The organism is Iamia sp. SCSIO 61187 (assembly GCF_019443745.1).
Taxonomy (GTDB): domain Bacteria; phylum Actinomycetota; class Acidimicrobiia; order Acidimicrobiales; family Iamiaceae; genus Iamia.
Map to the genome: position 1 here is coordinate 2621012 of NZ_CP050948.1, position 20457 is coordinate 2641468.

Genomic DNA, 20457 nt, shown 5'->3' on the forward strand with positions numbered 1-20457 from the left:
TCAGGGCGACGACAGCACGCAGAACTCGTTGCCCTCGGGATCGGCCAGGACGACCCAGCTCACGTCGCCCTGGCCCACGTCGACGCGCGTGGCCCCGAGGGCCAGCAACCGCTCGACCTCGGCGTCGCGGTCGTCGGGCCGCAGGTCCAGGTGGAGGCGGTTCTTGCCCTGCTTGGGCGGGGCGCCCTCGCCGAAGAGGAGCCCCGGGAGGCGGTCGGGCGCGGGCCGGATCTCGTAGTCGCCCCGGCGGTCGTCGACGACGACCCACCCGAGGGCGACGCGCCACCACTCCCCCAGGGCGACGGAGTCGACCGAGTCGACGATGACCTGCTCCCACTCGAGGCTCATGGACCGAGGCTACGACGACGCCCGACCCCCGCCCGTGGGGTTTGGGCCGGCGGGTCGATCAGGCGGCGCGGTCGAAGAGCGCCTGCAGCCCGGTGATCTCCAGGAGGCGGCGGAGGGTGGCCGATGTCCGGACCAGCGAGACCGATCGCACCTCGGGCTGGCGGTGCAGGGAGGCGAGGGCGTGGATGCCGGCCGAGTCGCAGAAGCGCAGGCGATCGCAGTCGAGCACGATGTCCTCGCTGCCCCCGTCGACCAGGGTGCGCCCCACCGCGATCAGGGTCGGCGCGCTGCCGGCGTCGAGGTCGCCCTCGAGGCGGAGCAGGGCGGTGTCGTCGGCCGACAGCACCCCGATCGTCAGGCTGGCGGCCGTGATCTCGACACCGGTCTGGAGGCGGGCCGTCGGGCTGTTCAGGGCAGAGGCTGCGTCCACGCAGCTCCTCTCGGGGAGGCGGAGAGCTCTGGTCTGAACCCGGACCGCCAACCTACGCCGGTTCCGACGCTCCCGACCAGCGTCCGATCGGGTGATAGCCGCCCGCCGCCCACGGGTCGGGCCCCCGTCGTCGGTGGACATCAGATACCCCTGGGGGTATGCTTCCTCCATACCCCCCTGGGTATGTGAGAGGAGATGTGGCCATGGAGCTCACCGAGGAGCTGGTCGACCCCCCGCCGGACCTGGCCCACGAGCCGCTGACCGACCCCGACAGCCCCCGCGCCCGCGGGTGGTTGGCCCGGGTCGGGCGGTTCTCGGCCCGACGCCGACGGTCCGTGCTGGTCGCGTGGGCGGTCCTGACGATCGCCGCCGCCCCCCTGGCCCTGACCCTCACCTCGACCCTCTCGGGTGCGGGGTGGGACCCCCAGGGGACCGTCGCCGGCGAGGTCCGCGACGAGCTGCGGGAGGACTTCGCCGCCGTGGGCGCCGAGGCTGCGGTGGTCGTGTACCGCCAAGAGGCGCCCATCGCCGACGACCCCGACGGCTTGGCCGCCCTGATCGCCGACCTCCAGGGCGCGCCGGGTGCGGTCATGGTCGTCGACACCCTCGCCCAGCCCCCCGAGGCGGGGCTCGTCGCCCGCGACGGCCGGACCGCCCTCGTGCCCGTGGGCCTCGAGGCAACCGAGGACGCCGAGCTGCCCGAATCGGCCGCCGACCTCATCGAGCACGTCGACGGGCTGACCCTGCCGGCCGGCGCCGAGGCCGAGGTCACCGGCGAGTGGCCCGTCTGGAGCGACTTCAACGAGTCGAACGAGCAGGCGCTCCACCGCGCCGAGCTGCTCTCGGGGATCCCCAGCCTGATCCTGCTGGTGGTGGCGTTCGCCTCGGCGATCGCCGCCGGCCTGCCGCTCTTCCTCGCCGTCGCCGGCATCGCCGTCGCCTTCGCCGCCCTGAGCCTGCTCACCGCGGTCACGCCCCTGTCGGTGTGGTCGATGAACTTCTCGATGATGATCGGCCTCGCCGTCGGCATCGACTACAGCCTGTTCATCGTCTCCCGGTACCGCGAGGAGCGCGAGGACGGGTGGGACACCGCCGACGCCCTGGCCAACACCCTGTCCACCGCGGGCAAGGCGGTGTTCCTGTCCGCCCTGACCGTCGTGCTCTCGCTGGCTGCCGTCTTCGTCGTCCCGATCATGGTGTTCCGGTCGATGGCCCTCGGGATGATCCTGTCGGTGGTCGCCACGGCCATCGCCTCCCTGACGCTGCTGCCCGCCCTCCTCGCCGCCCTCGGCGACCGGGTGCTGGTGACCCGCGGCCACGACGACCCCGACCGGGCCGCCATGGGCCGCTGGCAGCGCTGGACGGGCTGGGCCCTCCGCCGCCCGGTGATGGCCCTCGTCCTGGGCCTGTCCCTCCTCCTCGCCCTCGCCGCCCCGGCGCTGGGGATGCGGCTCGGCATGCCCGGCGCCCGGGTCGTCGACGAGGGCCGCTCGAGCCGGGACGGCTACGAGATGGTCGTCGAGTCCTTCGGACCGGGCGCCGCCGCTCCCCTGCTCATCACCGTCCCCGCCGCCGAGGCGGAGGCGGTGGTCGACGTCGCCCGCGAGGATGCCGGTGTGGTCGACGCCCGGGTCGTGGCCGAGCCGGCCGAGAGCGGGCGGACGGTCGTGCGCGTCACCCCGGCGACCGCCGTCGACGACCAGGCCACCAGCGATCTCGTCGCCCGCCTGCGCACCGCGGTGGCCGACGCGTCACCGGACTCCCTCGTCGGTGGTCCGGCGGCCCAGAACCACGACCTCACCGGCCTGCTCACCGGGCGCGCCCCCGTCGCCATCGGGATCATCATGGTCGTGGCCTTCCTCCTGCTGCTCGTGGTGTTCCGGAGCCTGCCGATCGCCATCGCCTCGGTGCTCTTGAACCTCGTCAGCGTCGCCGCCAGCTTCGGGTTCGCCACCCTCGTCTTCCAGCACGGGTTCGGGGCCGGGCTCATCGGGATCGAGCACCAGGGGTTCGTCGACGCCTGGGCGCCGCTGTTCTTCTTCGCCCTGCTCTTCGGGTTGTCGATGGACTACCAGCTGTTCCTGCTGGCCGGCATCCGGGAGCGCTACGAGGAGACCGGCGACCCCCAGGCCGCCGTGCGTGACGGCACGGCCCGGACGGGGCGGCCGATCACCAACGCCGCCCTGGTGATGATCGTGGTCTTCATCGCCTTCGGCGTGACCGGGCCCATCCCGCCGACCGAGCTCGGCATCACCCTCGCCCTCGCCGTCCTGCTCGACGCCACCGTCGTGCGCATGCTGCTCGTGCCCGCCCTCCTCGGCCGGCTCGGCCAGCGCGCCTGGTGGTTGCCCGGATGGCTCGACCGCCGCCTGCCCGTCGTCAGCTTCGACCACTAGCCCACCAGGAGATCACCGTGCTCTTCCGCCAGTACCAGCTCCCGTGCCTGTCCATCTTCAGCTACCTGATCGGGGACGAGACGACCGGCCGGGCCGTCGTGGTCGACCCTCAGCGCGACATCACCGCCTACCTCGACGACGCCCGCGCCCACGGACTCACCATCGAGCGGGTCATCGAGACCCACTTCCACGCCGACTTCCTCTCCGGCCACCTCGAGCTGGCCGAGGCCACCGGCGCGGCCATCTCCTACGGCGACGAGGCCCGGGCCGACTTCCCCATCGACCCCCTCGCCCAGGGGCAGCGGATCGACCTCGGCGACGTGGCCCTCGAGGTCCGCCACACCCCGGGCCACACGCCGGAGTCGATCTCGGTGGTGGTGTGGGAGCACGCCGACGACGACGAACCGTGGGCCGTCCTCACCGGCGACGCCCTCTTCGTCGGCGACGTGGGCCGGCCCGACCTGTTGACGTCGGTCGGCTGGACCGCCGACGACCTGGCCCGGCGCCTGTACCGCTCGCTGCACGACCAGCTGCTGACTCTCCCGGACAGCACCCGCGTCTACCCGGCCCACGGGGCCGGGTCCGCCTGCGGCAAGTCGATGTCCGACGCGGTGTCGTCGACCATCGGCGAGCAGCGGGCCACGAACTACGCCCTCCGCCCCATGAGCGAGGACGAGTTCGTCGAGGCCGTCACCCAGGGCCAGTCGGTCGCGCCCCTCTACTTCGCCTTCACCGCCGACTCGAACCGCCGCCTCCACGAGCTGCTCGACGAGGCCGACCCCCCGGCGCCCCTCACCGTCGACGACGTCGAGCGCTGCCTCCGGGACGAGGCCGTGGTCATCGACGGCCGGGCGCCCGAGGCGTTCGCCTCCGGGCACCTGCGCGGCTCGGTGAACGTGGGCCTCGACGGCCGCTTCGCCGAGTACGCCGGCGACGTCCTGCGCCCGGGGCAGCCGGTCGTGGTCGTGGCCGACGAGGGCCGCGCCGCCGAGGCCAAGATCCGCCTGGCCCGCATCGGCTTCGATCGGGTCCGGGGCGCCGTCGTCGACGTCGAGCGCCTCCTCGCCGAACGACCCGACCTGGCCGAGCGCTCCACCCGCCTCGCCGCCGCCGACATCGCCCAGTGGCGCGACGACGAGCCCGGCCTGCAGGTCGTGGACATCCGCAACCCCGGCGAGCAGGAGGCGGGCGTCGTCCCGGGCGCCATCCGCATCCCGCTGGCCCGGTTGCTCGACGACCACGACCAGCTCGACCCGGCCGCACCGACCGTCGTCTACTGCGCCGGTGGGTACCGCTCGTCGATCGGCGCCTCGTTGCTGCGCTCGAAGGGGTTCGCCCACGTGGCCGACCTCCAGGGCGGCTACGACGCCTGGGCCGCGGCCGGGCTCCCCGTCGACAAGGGTGCGGTGACCTCATGAGCACCGACGCCCTCCCCCGCGCCACCGTGACCGAGGCCGCGCACCGCCCGGCGGGCTCGGTCCTGCTCGACGTGCGCGAGGACGACGAGTGGGCCGAGGCCCACGCCCCCGACGCGGTCCACGTCCCGATGGGCCGCCTGACGCTCGACACGGTCCCCCCGGGCCGGCCGGTGTACTGCATCTGCCGATCGGGCAACCGCTCGGGCCGGGTGGTGGCCGCCCTGGTCGCGGCCGGGATCGACGCCCGCAACGTCGCCGGGGGCATGCAGGCGTGGGCCGCCGCCGGGCTGCCGGTCGTGACCTGACATGGACCTCCGCGGGCTGCTCGCCTCACCGCTCGGCTTCCTGATCGGCCTGTCGCTCGGCGCCCTCGGGGGCGGGGGCTCGATCCTGGCCGTGCCCGCCCTCGTCTACGCCGCCGGGCAGAGCCCGCGCGCCGCGACCACCACGAGCCTGCTCCTGGTGGGCATCGCCTCCATCGTCGGCCTCCGCCCCCACCTGCGGGCCGGGCGGGTCCGCGTCGCCACGGGCCTGGCCTTCGGCGCCGCCGGGATCCCCGGGTCGCTGCTCGGCTCGGCGGTGAACCAGCGCCTCGACCCCGACCTCCTGCTCCTCGGGTTCGCCGGGCTGGTGCTCGTGGCCGCGTGGCGGATGCTCACCGGGTGCCCGACGTGCACGAAGTTGGGCGAGGACCTCGCCACCGGTGCGGCCGACGCCGGCGGCGGCGTCGCCCTCGCCTCCCGCCGCGACGTCGCCACCCGCGTCGACGTCGGGAGGGTCCTCGCCATCGTCGCCGCCGGCACCGCGGTGGGGTTCCTCACCGGCCTGTTCGGCGTCGGGGGCGGGTTCGTGATCGTGCCCGCCCTGACCCTGCTCCTGCGCATGAACATGCCGACCGCCATCGGCACGTCGCTCCTCGTGATCGGCGTGAACTCCGCCGTCGGGCTGGCCGCCCGGATCAGCACGAGCTCCATCGAGTGGGGCGTGACGCTCCCGTTCGCGGTGGCCGCCATCGCCGGCGTCCTCACCGGTGGCCGTCTCGCCGGGCGCCTCGACCCCGAGCGCTCGCTCCGGTGGTTCGCCGGACTCCTGGTGGCGGTCGCCCTGTACACCGCCGCCGACGTCGTCCTCGGCTGAGGAACGGTCAGACGGCGGCGGCCATGCCGTCAGCCCACGGGGCGCAACCGCCGACCGGTGCCGGGCGCATGAGGGGATGGCCCTCGGTTCTCGGTACCGATCGTGGACGACCGCCGCGTGATCGGTACCGAGAACGGCCGGAGTGACGGTCGACCCGGTTCCTGGTACCAATCGTGGATCACGGCGGCGTGATCGGTACCAAGAACGGCACGGAGTGGTGCCTGGAGCATGATCGGAGCACGCGTCTCGCCGACCGGGGCCAGGCGCGTGATCGGGATGGGCCGTTCGTCCGGACCGAACCCGCGTCGATCAGCGCTGGCGCACCACGCCCATCCGCGCCGCCTCCAGGCACCGCGTGACGTCGCGACCGGTATCAGCCCGGCAGGGCGTCGAGCGCAGCCGTGAGCTGGGCGGCCGCCGTGGCCGCCAGCTCGGCGAAGGCCGGGTCGGGCATCAGCTCACGAGGGTCCACCACGCTGATCCGGGTGCCGCCGGACGGGTCGGGCTCGAGCACCACGTTGCACGGGAGGACCAGGGCGGCCGACGGGTCGAGCTGCAGCGCCTCGTGGGCGAAGGTCGGGTTGCAGGCACCCAGGATCTTGAGGGCGGGGCGGTCGACGTCGAGCTTGGCCTTCAAGGTGGCGGCGACGTCGATCTCGGTGAGGACGCCGAAGCCGTGGTCCTGCAGGGTCGCTCGGACGGCGGCCTCGGCCTGGTCGGCGGGGAGGGGGACGGTGGTCTCGATGGCGTGCATGGTGGTCACTTCCTGTCGACGGTCGGGGCGGGTGGTGCCTCAGCAGGTGCGGTACCCGCAGGGTCCACGGCGGGGCGCGACACCGTCGGCGGCGTCACCGCACACGAGGGAACGGCACCGCGCCCCCTCTGGACGGCGAGGAGCAGGAGGGCCGTGAGGCCACCGGCGATCCAGCCGGCGGCATCGTCGCCGACCAGCGTCGCGACGCCGAAGGCGACCACGGTCGCCGGGAAGAGTGAGGCGGGCGACCCCGCAGGTGCCCACCTCAGCGCCGAGCACCGGTGCGGGATCCGAACCACCGGCGCCGGGGCCGGGACGGGGTGCCGTCGGTGGCGCACTGGCAGCGCCCCTCGGGGGCGACGTCGCCGAGCACCTGCTCGACGTGGAGGCCGCAGCCGGCGTAGGTCGGACGGTGGCAGGTGGGGCACGTGACTCGTCTGCACATACCCCCCAGGGTATCTGGCGACGACCGCCCGCGCACCCTTTCAGCGCAGGGTGAGGAAGAGCTCCTCCATGTCCTCCACGGTCATCCCGTCGGCGGCGGCCTCGTCGGGCTGGGCCAGGCAGTGCCGCATCCCGGCGGACATGAGCCGCAGGCCCGTGCGGTGGAGGGCGGCCTGGACGGCGGCCAGCTGGGCCACCACGTCCTTGCAGTCCGAGCCCTCGTCGATCATGCGCTGGACGCCGCGGAGCTGACCCTCGGCGCGCCGCAGGCGCTTCTGCACATCGTCGGTGACTTCGTCGGGGAACCTCATGCCTCCAGGATATACCCCCAGGGGTATAAATCGGCGCCGTCCGACCGCCTTCGGTCGCGACCCCGGACCTCACCGGGGGGTGCGCCGTCCGGCGATCGCGGCGCGGAGGTCGGCGTCGGAGGGGACCCGTCCGGCGACGACGACCTCTCCGTCGATCGCCAGCGCGGGGGTCCTCATCACCCCGGCCGAGGCGATCGCCACGGGGTCGGTGACGTGCCCCACCTCGGCGTCGACGTCGAGGTCCCGCAGGGCGAGGACGACGTGCTCCTCCAGCGTGCGGCAGCGGGCGCACCCTCTTCCCAGGATGTCGACCTTGCGGAGGATGCTGACCACCTCCTCGCGCCCGATGCTCAGGCGCTCGTCCCAGGAGAGGTCGCCGGAGGCGTCGACGAGCTCGCCGTGCAGCCGGGTCTCGAACACGAAGGGCTCGACCCACCGCTCGAGCCGCAACCGGCCCAGCACGGCGCCGGCCACGACCGCGATGGCCAGCCCGGAGCTGACGTACAGGGCGGCCGCCTTCCACCCGAACGACCCGAAGAGCAGGACGACGGCGACCTCGTTCACCAGCGGCGCCGCGATCAGGAAGCTGAACGTGACCCCCAGGGGGACACCTGCGGTGACGAAGCCGATGAAGATCGGGACCGCGGAGCACGAGCAGAACGGCGTCACCACGCCGAGCCCGGCGGCACCGACGTGACCGGCTCCCCGCCGTTGACCGCCCAGGAGGGCCCGCGTCCGCTCGACGGACATGAACGTGCGCAGCACGGTGACCACGAAGATCACGCCCGACAGGAGCAGCGAGATCTTGGTGACGTCGTAGAAGAAGAAGTGGACCGACGAGCCGAGACGGGACGAGAGGTCGAGGCCGGCGGCGTCGCCCACGACCCAGTGCCAGAGCGGGGCGTTCACCCGGTAGGCCACGGCCCACGCCACGGCCGCCACCGCCACCGGGCCCCAGCGCCGGACCGCGGCCGAGCGATCGTGGCGATCCCCTTGGGGTTCACCGCTGACGGTGGGCGTGGCGTCGACGTGCTGCACGTGACCTCCGGACCTCGGTCCTCCTCGATCGTCCTCCGCCACCGGGGGGCGGACAGGGCCGAAGGTCATCGTCTCGGGTGATGGCCCGACGCGTGCCGCTCGACGCCGGGCGTGGCCTACGGTGCCCCCGTGGCCGAGGTGCACCACGGGGCCCCGACCCTCGCCCCCCTGGCCCGGGGCTCGGTGTCGCTGCGCCTCTACCCCTGCGGCGACCCGACACCGGCGGTGGTCGTCGACGAGCTCCGCCACCAGGCCGCGCTGGCCTCGGCCCACGGCTGGGACGGGGTGATGACCAGCGAGCACCACGGCGGCTTCGCCGGCTACCTGCCGAACCCGCTCCAGCTCGCCGGGTGGCTCCTCGACGCCATGCCCACCGGGTGGGCGGCCGCCTGCCCGCTGCTGCTGGTGCTGCGCCCGCCGGCGCTGGTGGCCGAGGAGGTCGCGTGGCTGGCGGCCGCCTTCCCCCGCCGCGTGGGCCTGGGTGTGGCCGCCGGGGCCCTGGCCCAGGACTTCGAGATCATGGGCACCACCACGGCCGAGCTGGGGCCCCGCTTCACCGCCGCCCTGGAGGCGCTGGCGCCGATGCTCGTCGGTCGCGCCCCGGGTGCCCTCTCCGGGGACCCGGCCGTGGCCGCCTGCGCGGCGACGCCGATCCCCCTGGTCAGCGCGGCGATGAGCCCGGGTGCCGTCCGCCGGGCGGCGCGGGTCGGCGCCGGCCTCCTCTTCGACTCGCTGGCCCCGGCCGAGCGCTGCCGCGTCCTCACCGACGCCTACCGGGACGCCGGCGGCACCGGCTCGGTCGTCCTGATCCGCCGGGCCTGGATCGGCGCCGCGCCCCGCGCCGCGCTCGACGCCCAGGTCGACGTCTACCGCAGCTACGCCCCCACGGCGGCCCAAGCGGGGTGGGACCAGGACCAGCTCGTCACCGTGGACGACCCGGCCGAGGTCGCCCAGCGCCTCGCCGACGTGGCCGCCCAGGTGGGGGCCGACGCCGTCAACCTCCGCCTCACCGTGCCCGACGTGGCGCCCGAGGCCGTCCGCGAGCAGATCGGCCGCCTCGGCGACGAGGTCGTGCCCCGCCTGCGCGCCGCCCTGTCGACGGCCGTCTGACCGTGGACGGCCCACCCGCGCTCTTCGTGGGGACCTTGGCATCGGCGCGCCTGGCCGACGCCCTCGGGGTGCGTCACGTGCTCCGCCCGCCGGCGCCACCCCCCGACCGGGGGTGGGCGCCGACGGACCACCCCCTGCTGGAGACGTGGCGGTCCGAGGTCGAGGCCGGCCCCCAGGCCGCGGGCGTGGTCGTGTGCACCTGGGCCGACCCCCCGAGCCCCGCACCGCTCGCCACCCTCGAGCCGGAGGCGTGGCGGACCCAGGTCGAGTGGCCCACATCCCTCTGGTTCACGACCGTCGTCGCCGCCGCCGGCCGCTGCCGGGACGGCGGCGCGCTCGTGGTCGTCGTCGAGCGGCCGGCGACCCTCGACGCACCGGGGCACGCCACCACGGTCGTCGTCAGCGACGGCCTGGTGAACCTGGTGCGCTCGCTCGCCGCCGTCGAGGGCGCCCGGGGGGTCCGGGTCAACGTCGTCACCACCGAGGTGCACACCGCCCCCGACCCGCTGCTCGGGGCCGCCCCGCCGCTGTCCACCTTCCCCGGCCGCGTGGGGGTTGAGGTGGCGGGGGCCGTGCGGCTGCTGCTCTCCCCCGACGCCGTCGGCGTCACCGGCACGGCCCTCGCGGCCGACTGCGGGCGGGGATGATGCCGCGGTCGATCCTCGTGACGGGGGCCTCGGGCGGGATCGGACGGGGCATCGCCCTGGCCTGCGGGGCGGCGGGGTGGCGCGTGTGGATCGCGGCGCGACGAGGTCCCGAGGCCGCCGCCGTGGCCGACGAGGTGACGGCGGCCGGGGGCGAGGGGCACGCCATCGTCTGCGACGTGACCAACGACGACTCGGTGGGCGCCGCCCTCGCCGCCGCTGCGGGCGACTCCGGCGGGCTCGACGGCATCGTCCACAACGCCACCAGCGCCTTCTCCTCCCACGCCGGACCGATCGGCGGCATCACCCTCGCCGAGCTCGACGACCACGTCGCCGTCGCCTCCCGGGGCCTGTACCTGCTGGCCCGCCACGGTCTCCCCCTCCTCGCCGCCCGCGAGGGCGCCATGGTCGTGATGACCTCGGAGGCCGGCTTCGAGGGCAAGCGGCTGCTGGCCGCCTACGCCATGGTCAAGGCCCAGCAACGGGCCCTTGTCGCGGTGCTGGCGCGCGAGTGGGGCCCGCTCGGCGTCCGGGCCAACGCCGTCGCGCCCCTCGGGTGGTCGCCGGCGATGGCCGACGCGTTCGTGACCGACCCGGCGATGGAGCAGCGGGTCAGGGGACGGATCCCGCTCGGACGGCTCGGCGACGCCACCGACGACATCGGCGCCGCCGTCCGCTTCCTCCTGAGCGACGATGCCCGCTTCGTCACCGGCCAGACCCTGATGGCCGACGGCGGCAGCTGCCCGACCTCGTGACCAGGCGGCCGCCGGCGGCGGCGTGACACAACGGTGACGCGCCGCCCCACCCGTCCGGGGAGCGCCCGGTCACCATGAACCACATCGTCAGCCGCATGCGCACCAGACCTCGGGCCGTCCTCCTCGGCATGGCCATCCTCGCCCCATCTCTGCTGGGCTGTGGGGGTGACAGCGACCCGCCCGAGACCCAGCCGGCGCCCGACGTCTCGACCTTCGAGGCCGGCCGCTTCGAGGACCTCCCCCTCCACCCCCGCTCCGACGCCGTGGGCCCCCGCAGCGAGACCGACGGCGTGATCACCCGCAGCTTCCGCACGCGGGGTGCCACCGCCGGCGAGGTGGTCGCGTTCTACGCCGACGTGCTCCCCGACCAGGGGTGGACGGCGGTCGGCGCCATCGAGGAGACCGGCCCCGCCGCGCACCAGGGGGACTGGACCACCGATGGCTGGTCCCTCCGGGTCAGCGCCACCGATGCCGAGGGCCTCGACTTCGGCGGCGAGAGCAGCACCGAGGTGGTGACCCAGTACAGCCTGGTCCTCACGCCCACATGACCACGGCCGCGCCCCGCCGCCCCGCACCCCCGAGGGCGCACTGAGGTGGCGACGCCCCCGGCCGGGCCGACCCGACGCCAGGTCCTCGCCGCCGGCTTGGGGGCGGCCGGTGCGGTGGCGACCGGCGGCGCCCTCCGCGAGGCCTGGGCCCTCCTCGGGCGGGAGGACCTGATCCCGGGCGAGCCCCCGACGCTGCGGCTCGAGCCGGAGGACTGGGTCACCACCGACGACCGGCTGTCGTTCGCCGCCATCGGCGACAGCGGGAGCGGTGGGCGCCAGGCGATGGCCGTGGCCGAGCGGATGGCCCGCACCTACGCCGTCGAGCCCTTCGGGCTGGTCGCCCTCCTGGGGGACATCTGCTACTACGGCTCGATCGAGGACCGCTTCGAGGACGTCTTCGTCCGGCCCATGGCGCCGCTGATCGACGCCGGCGTCGAGTTCCAGCTGGCGGTGGGCAACCACGACGGCGGGCTGCACTACGGCGACGAGAGCCTCCGGGAGATCGAGGCGACCCTGGACCGGCTCGGGACGCCCGCCCGCTACCACAGCGCCACCCGCGGCCCGGTCGACCTCTTCTTCCTCGACTCCAGCGAGCCCGGCATCGCCGAGGGCGGGACGCACACCCAGCTCGAGTGGCTCGACGACATGCTGGCCAGCGCGACCAGCCGGTGGAAGGTGGTCGCCCTCCACCACCCCCTCTACTCGTCGGGTCGGCACGGGTCGACCGAGCGCCTCCAGGACCTGGTCGAGCCGATCCTGGTGCGCCACCACGTCGATCTCGTCCTCGCCGGCCACGACCACCACTACGAGCGGACCGTCCCCATCGACGGCATCACCCACGTCGTCAGCGGGGGCGGGTGCAAGACGACCGGCGTGCGACCCCGGCGGTTCACCGCCGCGGCGGCGTCCACCCTCGAGTTCGTCAAGCTCGACATCGTCGAGGATCGCCTCGTGGGGCGGGCGATCCGACCGGAGGGCGACGTCATCGACCGCTTCGAGCTACGGGCTCGCGAAGGCCGGTGAGACGGTCGGTCACGACCACCGTCGAGGTCCTGCTCACGGGGCTCGACGCCGGGGTGATCCTCGCCCCCAGCCTGGTCCTCGCCGGCGCGGCGCAGTCCGGGGGGCTGCCCGACTCCCACGGGCTCGACCTGGTCGTGGCCAGCGCCGTCATCGCCTGCGTGCACGCCGCGGTGGTGTGGCGGCGCCTGCGGCGGGAGGTCGACGAGGCCGGGCGGGTCGTCGACGTCTGGATCGCCGCCCTCGACTCGGTGGTGATCCTGGCGTTCGGCACGACCCTCCTCCTGCTGCTCATCCTCGGCGGGTTCGCCGAGCAGCACGCCGCCCTCGTGAACGAGGGGTGGCCGGTGCTGGGCCTGTGGGTCGGGGTCCAGGCCCTGGCCGTGGCCATCTCCGAGATCAGCGGTCGGGCGGTGTTCCGGTGGCTGGAGCCTCGCTCGCCCGGTCCTCCATGAGGGTGACCTCGGCGGAGAGGTGGTCGACGGTCGCGTCCTCGAGGCAGCCCTCCAGCTGGCGCCGGTCGGAGCGGTCGAGGGCCGGGCGCAGGGTGAAGCGGAACCGACCGGCACCCAGCTCCTCGACACCGGCGCTCGTCACCGTGGCGGCGATCTCGGCCTCGCAGTAGCCGACGAGGGGCCGGACCAGGGCCGGGAGCGCCTTGCCGGAGCCGGGCCGGTGCGACGCCTCCAGCTCGACCCGCAGCCGGCTGTCGGGGTCCTGGGTGGTGTGGCGGCTCTTGGTGGCATCGGCCAGGGCGACCAGGCCCACGGCGACGACGAGGACGGCCGCGCCGCCGGCGACGATCCGAGCGAGGAGACGGCGGGCCACTCAGCGCACCATCCGGTCGCCGACGAGGAGGCGGAGGTCCGGATCGTCGAGCGCCGGGAGGTCGTGAGCGAGGAGCTCGGCCTCGTCGGCCACGAGGGGTGACGCCGGCAGCGCCACCGTCGCCAGCGAGCCGGCCAGCCGTCGCTCGCGGCGGGCGGTGACCGTGTGGCCCGCCACCTTGTCGATCACCCAGGCCGCACCGGACAGCACGATCCCCCCGCTCACGACGAAGGTGATGAAGACGTTGGTGCGGGTGAGGGTCTCGTCGAGCCAGCCGAAGCGGTCCTTGGGGGCACGGGTCCGGCGCAGGCGGTCGAGGACCACGGGATCCACCTGCTGCTCACGGTGGTCGAAGCGCTCGTCGAGCTGGCGCAGCTTCCGCAGCAGCACGACGCCGACGAGCGCCACCTCCGCCCCGATGAACACGAGACCGCTGAACTGGGCCCGGGTCCACTCCCAGCGGTAGAGGTACACCCCGGCGTACCCGCCGGCGCCGAGCAAGGTGGCCACCAGGGCCAGCCACGCGACCTTCTTCATCGGTCCTCCTCGTCCTCGTCGCTCGATCGCACCTCGCCGGCACCCCCGTCGACCTCGACCTCGTCGCCGTCGACGAGCTGCGCGGTGGCGTCGGCGTACCCGACCACGGTCGCCACCCCGGCCTCGCGTGCGAGGATCGCCAGGTGGGCCAGCGGGCTGCCCGTCTCGGACACCAGCCCGGCCAACCGGGGCAGGACGGGGGCGAGGTCGGGCCGCAGGGTGCCCACGACGAGGACGGACCCCGACGGGGGATCGTCGGCATCGTGCGTGACCAGGCCGCGGCCCACCCCTCCCCCGGCTCCGGTGGCCTCGCCTCGGACGCCGGGGCGGCGGAACGCGATGGGAAGGCCACGGTCCGAGAGGCGGAAGACGCCGGGCAGGGGCTCGACCTCGTCGGCCGGCTCGGGGTCCGCGTCGAGGATGTCGGCCCGGCCGAGCAGCGCCACGCTGGCGTCGGCCCACCGCAGGTGGCGGACGGCCTCGACATCGCCGATCGATCCGGCCCGGTCGAGGCGTCGCCCGACCTCCCACGCCGCCCGGGCCGAGAGCTCCTGGTACCAGCGGACCCGCAGGCGGAGCGCCTCCCGGAGGATGGCGCCCCGATCGGCCTCCTCGCCCGAGCGGGCCATGGCCGGCAACGAGGTCTCGAGCCGGGGCAGCGGCGAGCCGCCGACCCGAGGGGCGGTGAGGGCCAGCACGACGGGGTTCTCGGCGATGATGCGGCGATCGTCCCGGCCGTCGCGGCGGGCCTCGCCCAGCACCCGCATGGCGACCGACACGCCCGTGAGCTCGGGGGCGGCCGGGTCGACCACCAGGCCCATGAGGATCTCGTGGGCGTGGAGGGAGACCAGGGACGCCCGACACCGCTCGACGAGGGCCACCAGCTGGCGGTCGCTCAGCGACCCGACGCCGTCGACGGCGCGGAGCCGGTCGTCGGCCCGGTCGACCACGTCCCGAGCGAGCTCGGGCAGGGCGGCGCGGAGCCGCCCGACCCGCCAGGCCGAGGCGACGGCCCGCGTCCGCCCGACCACGTCGAGCCGGTGGTACCAGCGGCGGCGGACGGGCGGCTCGTCACCGGTCGCCTCGAGGTCGACGGCGACTCGGCCGCCCGGCGCCACGACGAGAGGGCCGTCGAGCGCGTCGCGCCTCCTCGTCCCGGCCAGCACGAGCGCCTCCCGCATCGCCTGGTCGAGCGGGGGGACCCACAGGTCCCGCTCCAGACGGCTCAACGGCTCGGGGAAGGTCTCGGCCACCGGACCCGGCCCGTACAGGGGTCCTCGGGGCACGCCCCGCACGACCGTCGTCACCGGGCGGCTCTGGAGCAGTCGCACCCGGCCGGTGCCGTCGACGAGCCACTCGACGTCCTGGGGCGCACCGAAGGCGGCCTCAGCCGCCCGCGCCAGCGCCGCCAGCTCCCGGCGGAGGCCCTGGGGGAGGGTGGCGTCGTCGCCATCGTCGGTGCGGGAGCCCTCGAGGTCGAGCTCGTTGCGGGTGCCGTCGACCTCACCGCTGACGACGGCGTCGGGGTCGTCCGCCGCCACCACGACGAGGCGATCGCTCCGACCGGTCACCGGGTCGACACCGAAGAGGACGCCCCCGGCCCGCGAGGGGGTGTAGGGCTGCACCAGCACGGCCATGGGGTCGTCGGCGCCGGCCGAGGAGTCGTCGTCGGCCACGACCTGGCGGGAGGCGAGCACCTTGCCCACGGCCGTGACCAGCTCCTGCGGGCCGGCGACGTCGAGGACCGATGCGAAGCGGCCGGCCATCGACGAGGCCGCCTGGTCCTCGACGGGCGACGAGGACCGGACGGCCAGCGACTGCTCGCCGAAGAAGGCGAGCACCTGGTCGAGCGCTGGGTGCTCGCCGAGCGCTGCCCCCCCGTCGACGTCGGCGACGAAGGTGGTCGTGAGGACCATGCCGTCGAGCACGGGCAGGCCGGCGGCGGCGGCGACCGCCAGCGCCGCGGCCTTGCCCCCGACGAGGTCGGGGTCGTCGCCTCCGGGGTCCCGCAACCCCACGACCGAGGGCCCGATCCGAAGGACCGCGGCTCGCCGAGTCCTCATCGGGCCGTCCATGGTCTCCGTGCGATGCCCCGATCGGGTCCCGCCAACCCCGGTTCGGAGCGCTGTGACCTGATCGTGACCGGGCCCTCCTGGTGCGACGACGACCGAGGGGGAGAACGCGCCCCATGTTCGAGGATGCGATGGAAGCGGTGGGCAAGGCGATGGACGCCGCGGGGGTCGCCGTCATCGTGGTCGGCGTCGTGGCGGCGGGGGCGACGTCGCTGTGGCAGCTCCGCCGCAGCACCGCCGCGGAGGTCTACCGATCGCTGCGCCAACGGGTCGGGCGGGCCATCCTCCTGGGGCTCGAGGTCCTCGTCGCCGCCGACATCATCCGGACCGTGGCCGTGTCCCCGACGCTCGAGAGCGCCGGCTCGCTGGCCATCATCGTCGCCATCCGCACCGCTCTGAGCTTCAGCCTCGAGGTCGAGCTCGAGGGGCACTGGCCCTGGCAGGCCCAGGAGCAGGGCCGACGCCCGCGGACGACCCCCTCGTGACCGAACCGTGACCGCTGCGGCCGTTACGGACCCCGCCGAGGGGCGAGGGGTCTGACGTACCCGACGAGAGGACATCACGATGGCGACGACGACACGACACCGAGAACGACCAGGGCAGGACGGGGGCCACGGTCCCGACAGGAAGCGGACGCTCCTCTGGGTCGCGATCGCGGTCGCGGCCCTGATCGTCATCGCCGTCATCGGCTTCTTCGTGCTCGGCGGGGACGCCGATGCCGACGTCGACGTCGACACCGACGCCGACGTGGAGGCGCCTGACGTCGATGTGGACGGTGGCGAGACTCCCGACGTGGACATCGACGGTGGCGACGCCCCGGACGTCAACGTGGACGACGGTGGCGATGCCGACGCCGACGCAGGCGGGTGACGGTCTGACGCCCGGCGGGTGAGGGCCCCGGTGGACCGAACGAGGCCGGGGCCCACCCGCCGGCGTGGATCGCCGCCACCCGAGCCCGACCGGAGGCCCGCTCAGTCGGTCGGGTGGCGGTCCGGCACCACCAGGACGGGACACGAGCTGCCCCGCAGGACGCGGTGGGAGACGGACGGCTCGATGAGGCGGGCCAGGGCGGAGCGGTCGTGGCTGCCCACGACGATGAGGTCCACGTCGTGACGCTCGGCGGCCGCACAGATCTCCTGGCCGGGATCCCCGATCACGACCTCGATCTCGGCGTCCGGGACACCCGCAGCCTCCGCCTCGTCGGCGAGGACGGCCGCCTCGTCGACCTCGGATGCGGGCTCGACCTCGAGCGTCAGCGGGGCGACGACCCCGAAACCGGGGGTGGACGCCAGCCACGGCACCGGCACCTCGGCGACGTTCACCACCAGGAACTCGGCGCCGCTCGGTCCCAGCAGGCGGACGGCGGTCCGCGCCGCCTCGAGCGACGTGCGGGTGTGGTCCATGGCCACGAGGACCTTCATCGTCCGGCCGAGCGGTCGGGGGCGCAGCGCGCCGGTGCAGTCATGACGCACCCCTTCCCGGCGCGGCACGTCCTCTCCGTCACACCTGGGTCACGAACGCCCGCCCATCGGCGGTGACGTCCAGCGCCCCGGTCGCGCACCCCTCGCCCAGCCTCGACCTCCACGCCACGTGAGGCCTTGGCGTCGCCGCGGCGGCCCCGCAGGGGTCAGCGGGCCGGGGCCGGCGCCCACGCGCCCCGCCCGAGGAGGCGGTTGGCCAGGGCCCGGGCCATCCCCGTCGCCCGCTTCTTCGCGATCTCGGCGTTGGGTCCGGACCAGCCGCCGTCGACGGTGTCGCGGAAGATCAGCAGCCACCGGTCGAACGCCTCGGGGGTGAGCGGCGAGCGCTCGTGGACCTTCCGGTGGGCCTCGATGGCGTCGATCTCGTAGCCCGGGGCGTACAGGAGAACGTGGTTCCAGTAGTCGGCGATCGATCCGATCAGGGCCTGCCAGTCCACGTGGCCGGGACCGATGGTGAAGGCCGGCGCCAGGAGGTCGTCCTGGACGACGTCGGCGTACTGCCGGGTGACCATCTCGAGGATCTCCTCGGGTGAGTCGAGGTCCCGTCCCCGGTGCTCCCACGGCGCGTCCCGGTACCGGGCGCGGACCGGCTCCTCGGCCGGGCCCGGCACGAGGGGCGCAGCCGGCTCCCGGTGGAACTGGACGAAGAACCGGGCGTCGGTCGACGGGTCGACCTCGTGCCCGAGCCCGGGCGGGATGACGATGTGATCACCGGCCTCGAGGCGCTCGTCGCGCCGCTCGTCCCCCTCGATGTCGGCGTAGCGGACGCTGCCGGCCTCGACGTGCAAGGTGGCCCACACCGTGGTCCGGTGCGAGCGGGCCAGCGGGCCGGGGAGCGTCTCGTCGTCGAACACCGGTGTGCGGCGGCCCTCGACCAGCCCGACCGGGAGCAGCACGGCGCTCACCAGGGCCCCGCCTCGCCCGTGACCGCCCGGAACAGCACGTTGTTCTCCAGGTGCACGTGCCGGTGGGTGTCGGCCTCCAGGTGCTCGAGGCGCTGGTAGAGCATCTGGTAGCTCGCGCACCCGTCGCTCGGCGGCTGGTACCCGGCGGTCGCCTCCCGCAGGTCACGGAGCAGCTCACCGGCCCGGTCGTGCTCGAGCATCATCACCCGCACCGGGTTCGCCAGGCTCCCGAACGGGAACGTCCGCTGCCCGTCGGCCCACTCCCTGATGGCGGGGAAGAGCACCGTCTCCTCCTTGGCGAGGTGCGGGACGAGGTCGTCGCGGATCTCGGTGACGAGGGCGGCGACGCGCTCCAGCTCGGGGTGGCGGGACCCGTGGACGTCGCGGACCTTCTCGGCCAGCGCGACCAGCAGCGGGAGCTCCTCGTCGAGGTAGCGGTGGTGGGTGGCCACGATGTGGTCGACCAGGGCGGTCGGCTCCAGGCGGTCAGCGCCGTCGTCGACCTCGGCGACCACGGCGTCGACCTCGGCGGCGACCGCCACGGGGTCGAGCCCGGCCTCGAGGGTCGCCTCGGCCAGGGTCCGGTGCCCCTGGCAGCAGTAGTCGATGCCCAGGCGCTCCAGCACGCGAGCCCGCGCCGGGCGCTCGGCCACCAGCTCTCCCAGGGGGCGATCGAGCGATCCGTGGGAGGCGTCGATGGTGGTCACAGGGCTCTCCAGTCCGAACGCCGATGCGTTCTTCTAGCGGTCAGCAGAAATACTACGGTGGCCGGGCGACCCGCCCCAGGGCCGAAGGTCCCGAGCCCCACCCACCGGGCGGGCCCGGCGGCACCTCGGGCCGCCACGGCTGTGATCGGCCCGGGGGCGATCGCTACGGTCGCCTGTTCCTGTCCTGCATCTGAACGAGGGTCGCCGCGGTGATCGACGAGAAGCTCGAAGAGGTCTACGCCGACGTCCTGCGCCGGAACCCGGGTGAGCCCGAGTTCCACCAGGCCGTGCGTGAGGTCCTGGAGTCGCTGGGCGTGGTCGTCAGCAAGCACCCGGAGTTCGCCCGGCAGAAGATCATCCAGCGCATCTGCGAGCCGGAGCGCCAGATCATCTTCCGGGTGCCCTGGCAGGCCGACGACGGCGAGGTCCACATCAACCGGGGGTTCCGCGTCGAGTTCAACAGCGCCCTCGGGCCCTACAAGGGCGGGCTCCGCTTCCACCCCAGCGTCTACCTCGGGACCGTCAAGTTCCTCGGCTTCGAGCAGACCTTCAAGAACGCCCTGACCAACCTGCCCATCGGTGGCGGCAAGGGCGGGTCCGACTTCGACCCCAAGGGTCGCTCCGACGACGAGGTCATGCGGTTCTGCCAGAGCCTGATGACCGAGCTGTACCGCCACCTGGGCGAGTACACCGACGTCCCCGCCGGTGACATCGGTGTCGGGACCCGCGAGATCGGGTGGCTGTTCGGCCAGTACAAGCGGATCACCAACCGCTACGAGTCCGGTGTGCTCACCGGGAAGGGCACGGACTGGGGCGGTGCCCTCGTCCGCAAGGAGGCCACCGGCTACGGGGCCGCCTTCTTCCTCGAGGAGATGCTCACCGCCAACGGCACCGCCCTCGACGACCGCACCTGCGTGGTGTCCGGCTCGGGCAACGTGGCCATCTACGCCATCGAGAAGATCACCCAGCTCGGCGGGCGGGTCGTGGCCTGCTCGGACTCCGACGGCGTCGTCTTCGACCCGGCCGGCATCGACATCGGCCTGCTCAAGCAGGTCAAGGAGGTCGAGCGCCAGCGCCTCACCGAGTACGCCGAGGCTCGACCGGGCGCCACCCACCAGGCCGGGGGGTCGATCTGGGACGTCCCCTGCCAGGTCGCCGTCCCGTGCGCGACACAGAACGAGCTGTCCGGTCGCGACGCCCGGATGCTGGTGTCCAACGGGTGCATCGCCGTGGCCGAGGGCGCCAACATGCCCTGCACGCCCGAGGCGCTGCGGGTGTTCACCTCCGCCGGGGTGCTCTTCGCCCCCGGGAAGGCGGCCAACGCCGGCGGCGTGGCGACCTCCGCCCTCGAGATGCAGCAGAACGCCAGCCGTGACCGGTGGACCTTCGAGCACACCGAGACCCGCCTGGCCCAGATCATGAAGGGCATCCACGCCGCCTGCTTCGAGACGGCCGAGGAGTACGGCGCCCAGGGCGACTACGTCAAGGGTGCCAACATCGCCGCCTTCCAGCGCGTCGCCCAGGCCATGGTCGCCTTCGGCCTCGTCTGATCGCCGGGGGCGGCCCGGCGGTGG

The 20457-nt window shown here is 74.3% G+C and carries 25 protein-coding genes; 13 read left to right on the top strand and 12 right to left on the bottom strand.

Annotated elements, in window-relative coordinates; all coding sequences use genetic code 11:
* A complete protein-coding gene (locus HC251_RS12535) occupies positions 1–348 on the bottom strand; it encodes a VOC family protein (protein WP_219940952.1) in 348 nt (115 codons plus the stop codon).
* Positions 349–406: 58 nt separating this feature from the next.
* Complete coding sequence (locus HC251_RS12540) at positions 407–778, bottom strand: STAS domain-containing protein (protein ID WP_219940953.1); 372 nt, start codon at positions 776–778, stop codon at positions 407–409.
* A gap of 203 nt (positions 779–981) precedes the next feature.
* Here HC251_RS12540 and HC251_RS12545 point away from each other — a divergent pair, with 203 nt between their 5' ends.
* Genes HC251_RS12545 through HC251_RS12560 form a run of 4 tightly spaced genes read left to right on the top strand, consistent with a single transcriptional unit; the run spans position 982 to position 5729 of the window.
* Complete coding sequence (locus tag HC251_RS12545) at positions 982–3174, top strand: MMPL family transporter (RefSeq protein ID WP_219940954.1); 2193 nt, start codon at positions 982–984, stop codon at positions 3172–3174.
* A gap of 17 nt (positions 3175–3191) precedes the next feature.
* Positions 3192–4592, top strand: a complete 1401-nt coding sequence (locus HC251_RS12550) for a rhodanese-like domain-containing protein (protein ID WP_219940955.1) — start codon at positions 3192–3194, stop codon at positions 4590–4592.
* Complete coding sequence (locus tag HC251_RS12555) at positions 4589–4897, top strand: rhodanese-like domain-containing protein (RefSeq protein ID WP_219940956.1); 309 nt, start codon at positions 4589–4591, stop codon at positions 4895–4897. Before HC251_RS12550 ends, HC251_RS12555 begins: the two co-directional genes overlap by 4 nt.
* 1 nt (position 4898) lies before the next feature.
* Positions 4899–5729: a sulfite exporter TauE/SafE family protein gene (locus tag HC251_RS12560; protein ID WP_219940957.1), complete on the top strand. Its 831-nt coding sequence runs from the start codon at positions 4899–4901 to the stop codon at positions 5727–5729.
* Between the two features lie 373 nt (positions 5730–6102).
* On the opposite strand, the gene HC251_RS12565 is transcribed toward HC251_RS12560, so the two are convergent.
* From HC251_RS12565 to HC251_RS12580, 4 genes are all read right to left on the bottom strand, one after another.
* On the bottom strand, positions 6103–6483 hold the full coding sequence (locus HC251_RS12565) for a DUF302 domain-containing protein (protein ID WP_255566726.1): 381 nt from the start codon (positions 6481–6483) through the stop codon (positions 6103–6105).
* A 265-nt stretch (positions 6484–6748) separates the two neighbouring features.
* Positions 6749–6928: a hypothetical protein gene (locus tag HC251_RS12570; RefSeq protein WP_219940959.1), complete on the bottom strand. Its 180-nt coding sequence runs from the start codon at positions 6926–6928 to the stop codon at positions 6749–6751.
* Positions 6929–6968: 40 nt separating this feature from the next.
* On the bottom strand, positions 6969–7238 hold the full coding sequence (locus HC251_RS12575) for a metal-sensitive transcriptional regulator (protein ID WP_219940960.1): 270 nt from the start codon (positions 7236–7238) through the stop codon (positions 6969–6971).
* Positions 7239–7307: 69 nt separating this feature from the next.
* Positions 7308–8276 carry an MTH895/ArsE family thioredoxin-like protein gene (locus tag HC251_RS12580; protein ID WP_219940961.1) on the bottom strand — a complete coding sequence of 323 codons (969 nt, stop codon included), beginning with the start codon at positions 8274–8276 and terminating at the stop codon, positions 7308–7310.
* A 129-nt stretch (positions 8277–8405) separates the two neighbouring features.
* Here HC251_RS12580 and HC251_RS12585 point away from each other — a divergent pair, with 129 nt between their 5' ends.
* The 6 genes from HC251_RS12585 to HC251_RS12610 all read left to right on the top strand — a co-directional run bounded on the left by HC251_RS12585 (position 8406) and on the right by HC251_RS12610 (position 12808).
* Positions 8406–9386 (top strand): LLM class flavin-dependent oxidoreductase, encoded by a 981-nt coding sequence (locus HC251_RS12585; RefSeq protein WP_219940962.1) that lies wholly within the window; start codon positions 8406–8408, stop codon positions 9384–9386.
* Between the two features lie 2 nt (positions 9387–9388).
* Positions 9389–10033 carry an SDR family oxidoreductase gene (locus HC251_RS12590; RefSeq protein ID WP_219940963.1) on the top strand — a complete coding sequence of 215 codons (645 nt, stop codon included), beginning with the start codon at positions 9389–9391 and terminating at the stop codon, positions 10031–10033.
* Positions 10030–10785 carry an SDR family NAD(P)-dependent oxidoreductase gene (locus tag HC251_RS12595; RefSeq protein WP_219940964.1) on the top strand — a complete coding sequence of 252 codons (756 nt, stop codon included), beginning with the start codon at positions 10030–10032 and terminating at the stop codon, positions 10783–10785. Before HC251_RS12590 ends, HC251_RS12595 begins: the two co-directional genes overlap by 4 nt.
* A 95-nt stretch (positions 10786–10880) precedes the next feature.
* Complete coding sequence (locus HC251_RS12600) at positions 10881–11333, top strand: hypothetical protein (RefSeq protein ID WP_219940965.1); 453 nt, start codon at positions 10881–10883, stop codon at positions 11331–11333.
* A 45-nt stretch (positions 11334–11378) separates the two neighbouring features.
* Entirely contained in the window at positions 11379–12356 is a 978-nt protein-coding gene (locus tag HC251_RS12605; RefSeq protein ID WP_219940966.1) for a metallophosphoesterase, read from the top strand.
* Positions 12353–12808: a hypothetical protein gene (locus tag HC251_RS12610; RefSeq protein WP_219940967.1), complete on the top strand. Its 456-nt coding sequence runs from the start codon at positions 12353–12355 to the stop codon at positions 12806–12808. Before HC251_RS12605 ends, HC251_RS12610 begins: the two co-directional genes overlap by 4 nt.
* Here HC251_RS12610 and HC251_RS12615 read toward each other — a convergent pair.
* The 3 genes from HC251_RS12615 to HC251_RS12625 are packed head-to-tail and all read right to left on the bottom strand — an operon-like array spanning position 12753 to position 15730.
* The gene (locus HC251_RS12615; RefSeq protein ID WP_219940968.1) at positions 12753–13181 is read right to left on the bottom strand and encodes a hypothetical protein; all 429 of its coding nucleotides are present in this window, start codon (positions 13179–13181) and stop codon (positions 12753–12755) included. The genes HC251_RS12610 and HC251_RS12615 overlap by 56 nt on opposite strands.
* The gene (locus HC251_RS12620) at positions 13182–13718 is read right to left on the bottom strand and encodes a hypothetical protein (RefSeq protein WP_219940969.1); all 537 of its coding nucleotides are present in this window, start codon (positions 13716–13718) and stop codon (positions 13182–13184) included.
* Entirely contained in the window at positions 13715–15730 is a 2016-nt protein-coding gene (locus tag HC251_RS12625) for a PEP/pyruvate-binding domain-containing protein (RefSeq protein WP_219940970.1), read from the bottom strand. The genes HC251_RS12620 and HC251_RS12625 overlap by 4 nt, the downstream gene beginning before the upstream one ends.
* A 176-nt stretch (positions 15731–15906) precedes the next feature.
* Between HC251_RS12625 and HC251_RS12630 the strand changes: the two genes are divergently transcribed.
* Together HC251_RS12630 and HC251_RS12635 are read left to right on the top strand one after the other, a co-directional pair.
* Complete coding sequence (locus HC251_RS12630) at positions 15907–16275, top strand: DUF1622 domain-containing protein (RefSeq protein ID WP_219940971.1); 369 nt, start codon at positions 15907–15909, stop codon at positions 16273–16275.
* Positions 16276–16354: 79 nt separating this feature from the next.
* A complete protein-coding gene (locus HC251_RS12635; protein ID WP_219940972.1) occupies positions 16355–16660 on the top strand; it encodes a hypothetical protein in 306 nt (101 codons plus the stop codon).
* A gap of 101 nt (positions 16661–16761) precedes the next feature.
* Here the strand turns inward: HC251_RS12635 and HC251_RS12640 are convergent, their stop codons facing one another.
* From HC251_RS12640 to ric, 3 genes are all read right to left on the bottom strand, one after another.
* Positions 16762–17211 carry a universal stress protein gene (locus HC251_RS12640; RefSeq protein WP_219940973.1) on the bottom strand — a complete coding sequence of 150 codons (450 nt, stop codon included), beginning with the start codon at positions 17209–17211 and terminating at the stop codon, positions 16762–16764.
* Positions 17212–17417: 206 nt separating this feature from the next.
* Positions 17418–18176 carry a DUF1971 domain-containing protein gene (locus tag HC251_RS12645; protein WP_219940974.1) on the bottom strand — a complete coding sequence of 253 codons (759 nt, stop codon included), beginning with the start codon at positions 18174–18176 and terminating at the stop codon, positions 17418–17420.
* Complete coding sequence (ric, locus tag HC251_RS12650) at positions 18173–18883, bottom strand: iron-sulfur cluster repair di-iron protein (protein ID WP_219940975.1); 711 nt, start codon at positions 18881–18883, stop codon at positions 18173–18175. Before ric ends, HC251_RS12645 begins: the two co-directional genes overlap by 4 nt.
* A gap of 209 nt (positions 18884–19092) precedes the next feature.
* Between ric and gdhA the strand changes: the two genes are divergently transcribed.
* Entirely contained in the window at positions 19093–20433 is a 1341-nt protein-coding gene (gene gdhA / locus HC251_RS12655; RefSeq protein WP_219940976.1) for an NADP-specific glutamate dehydrogenase, read from the top strand.
* Positions 20434–20457 lie beyond the last annotated feature (24 nt).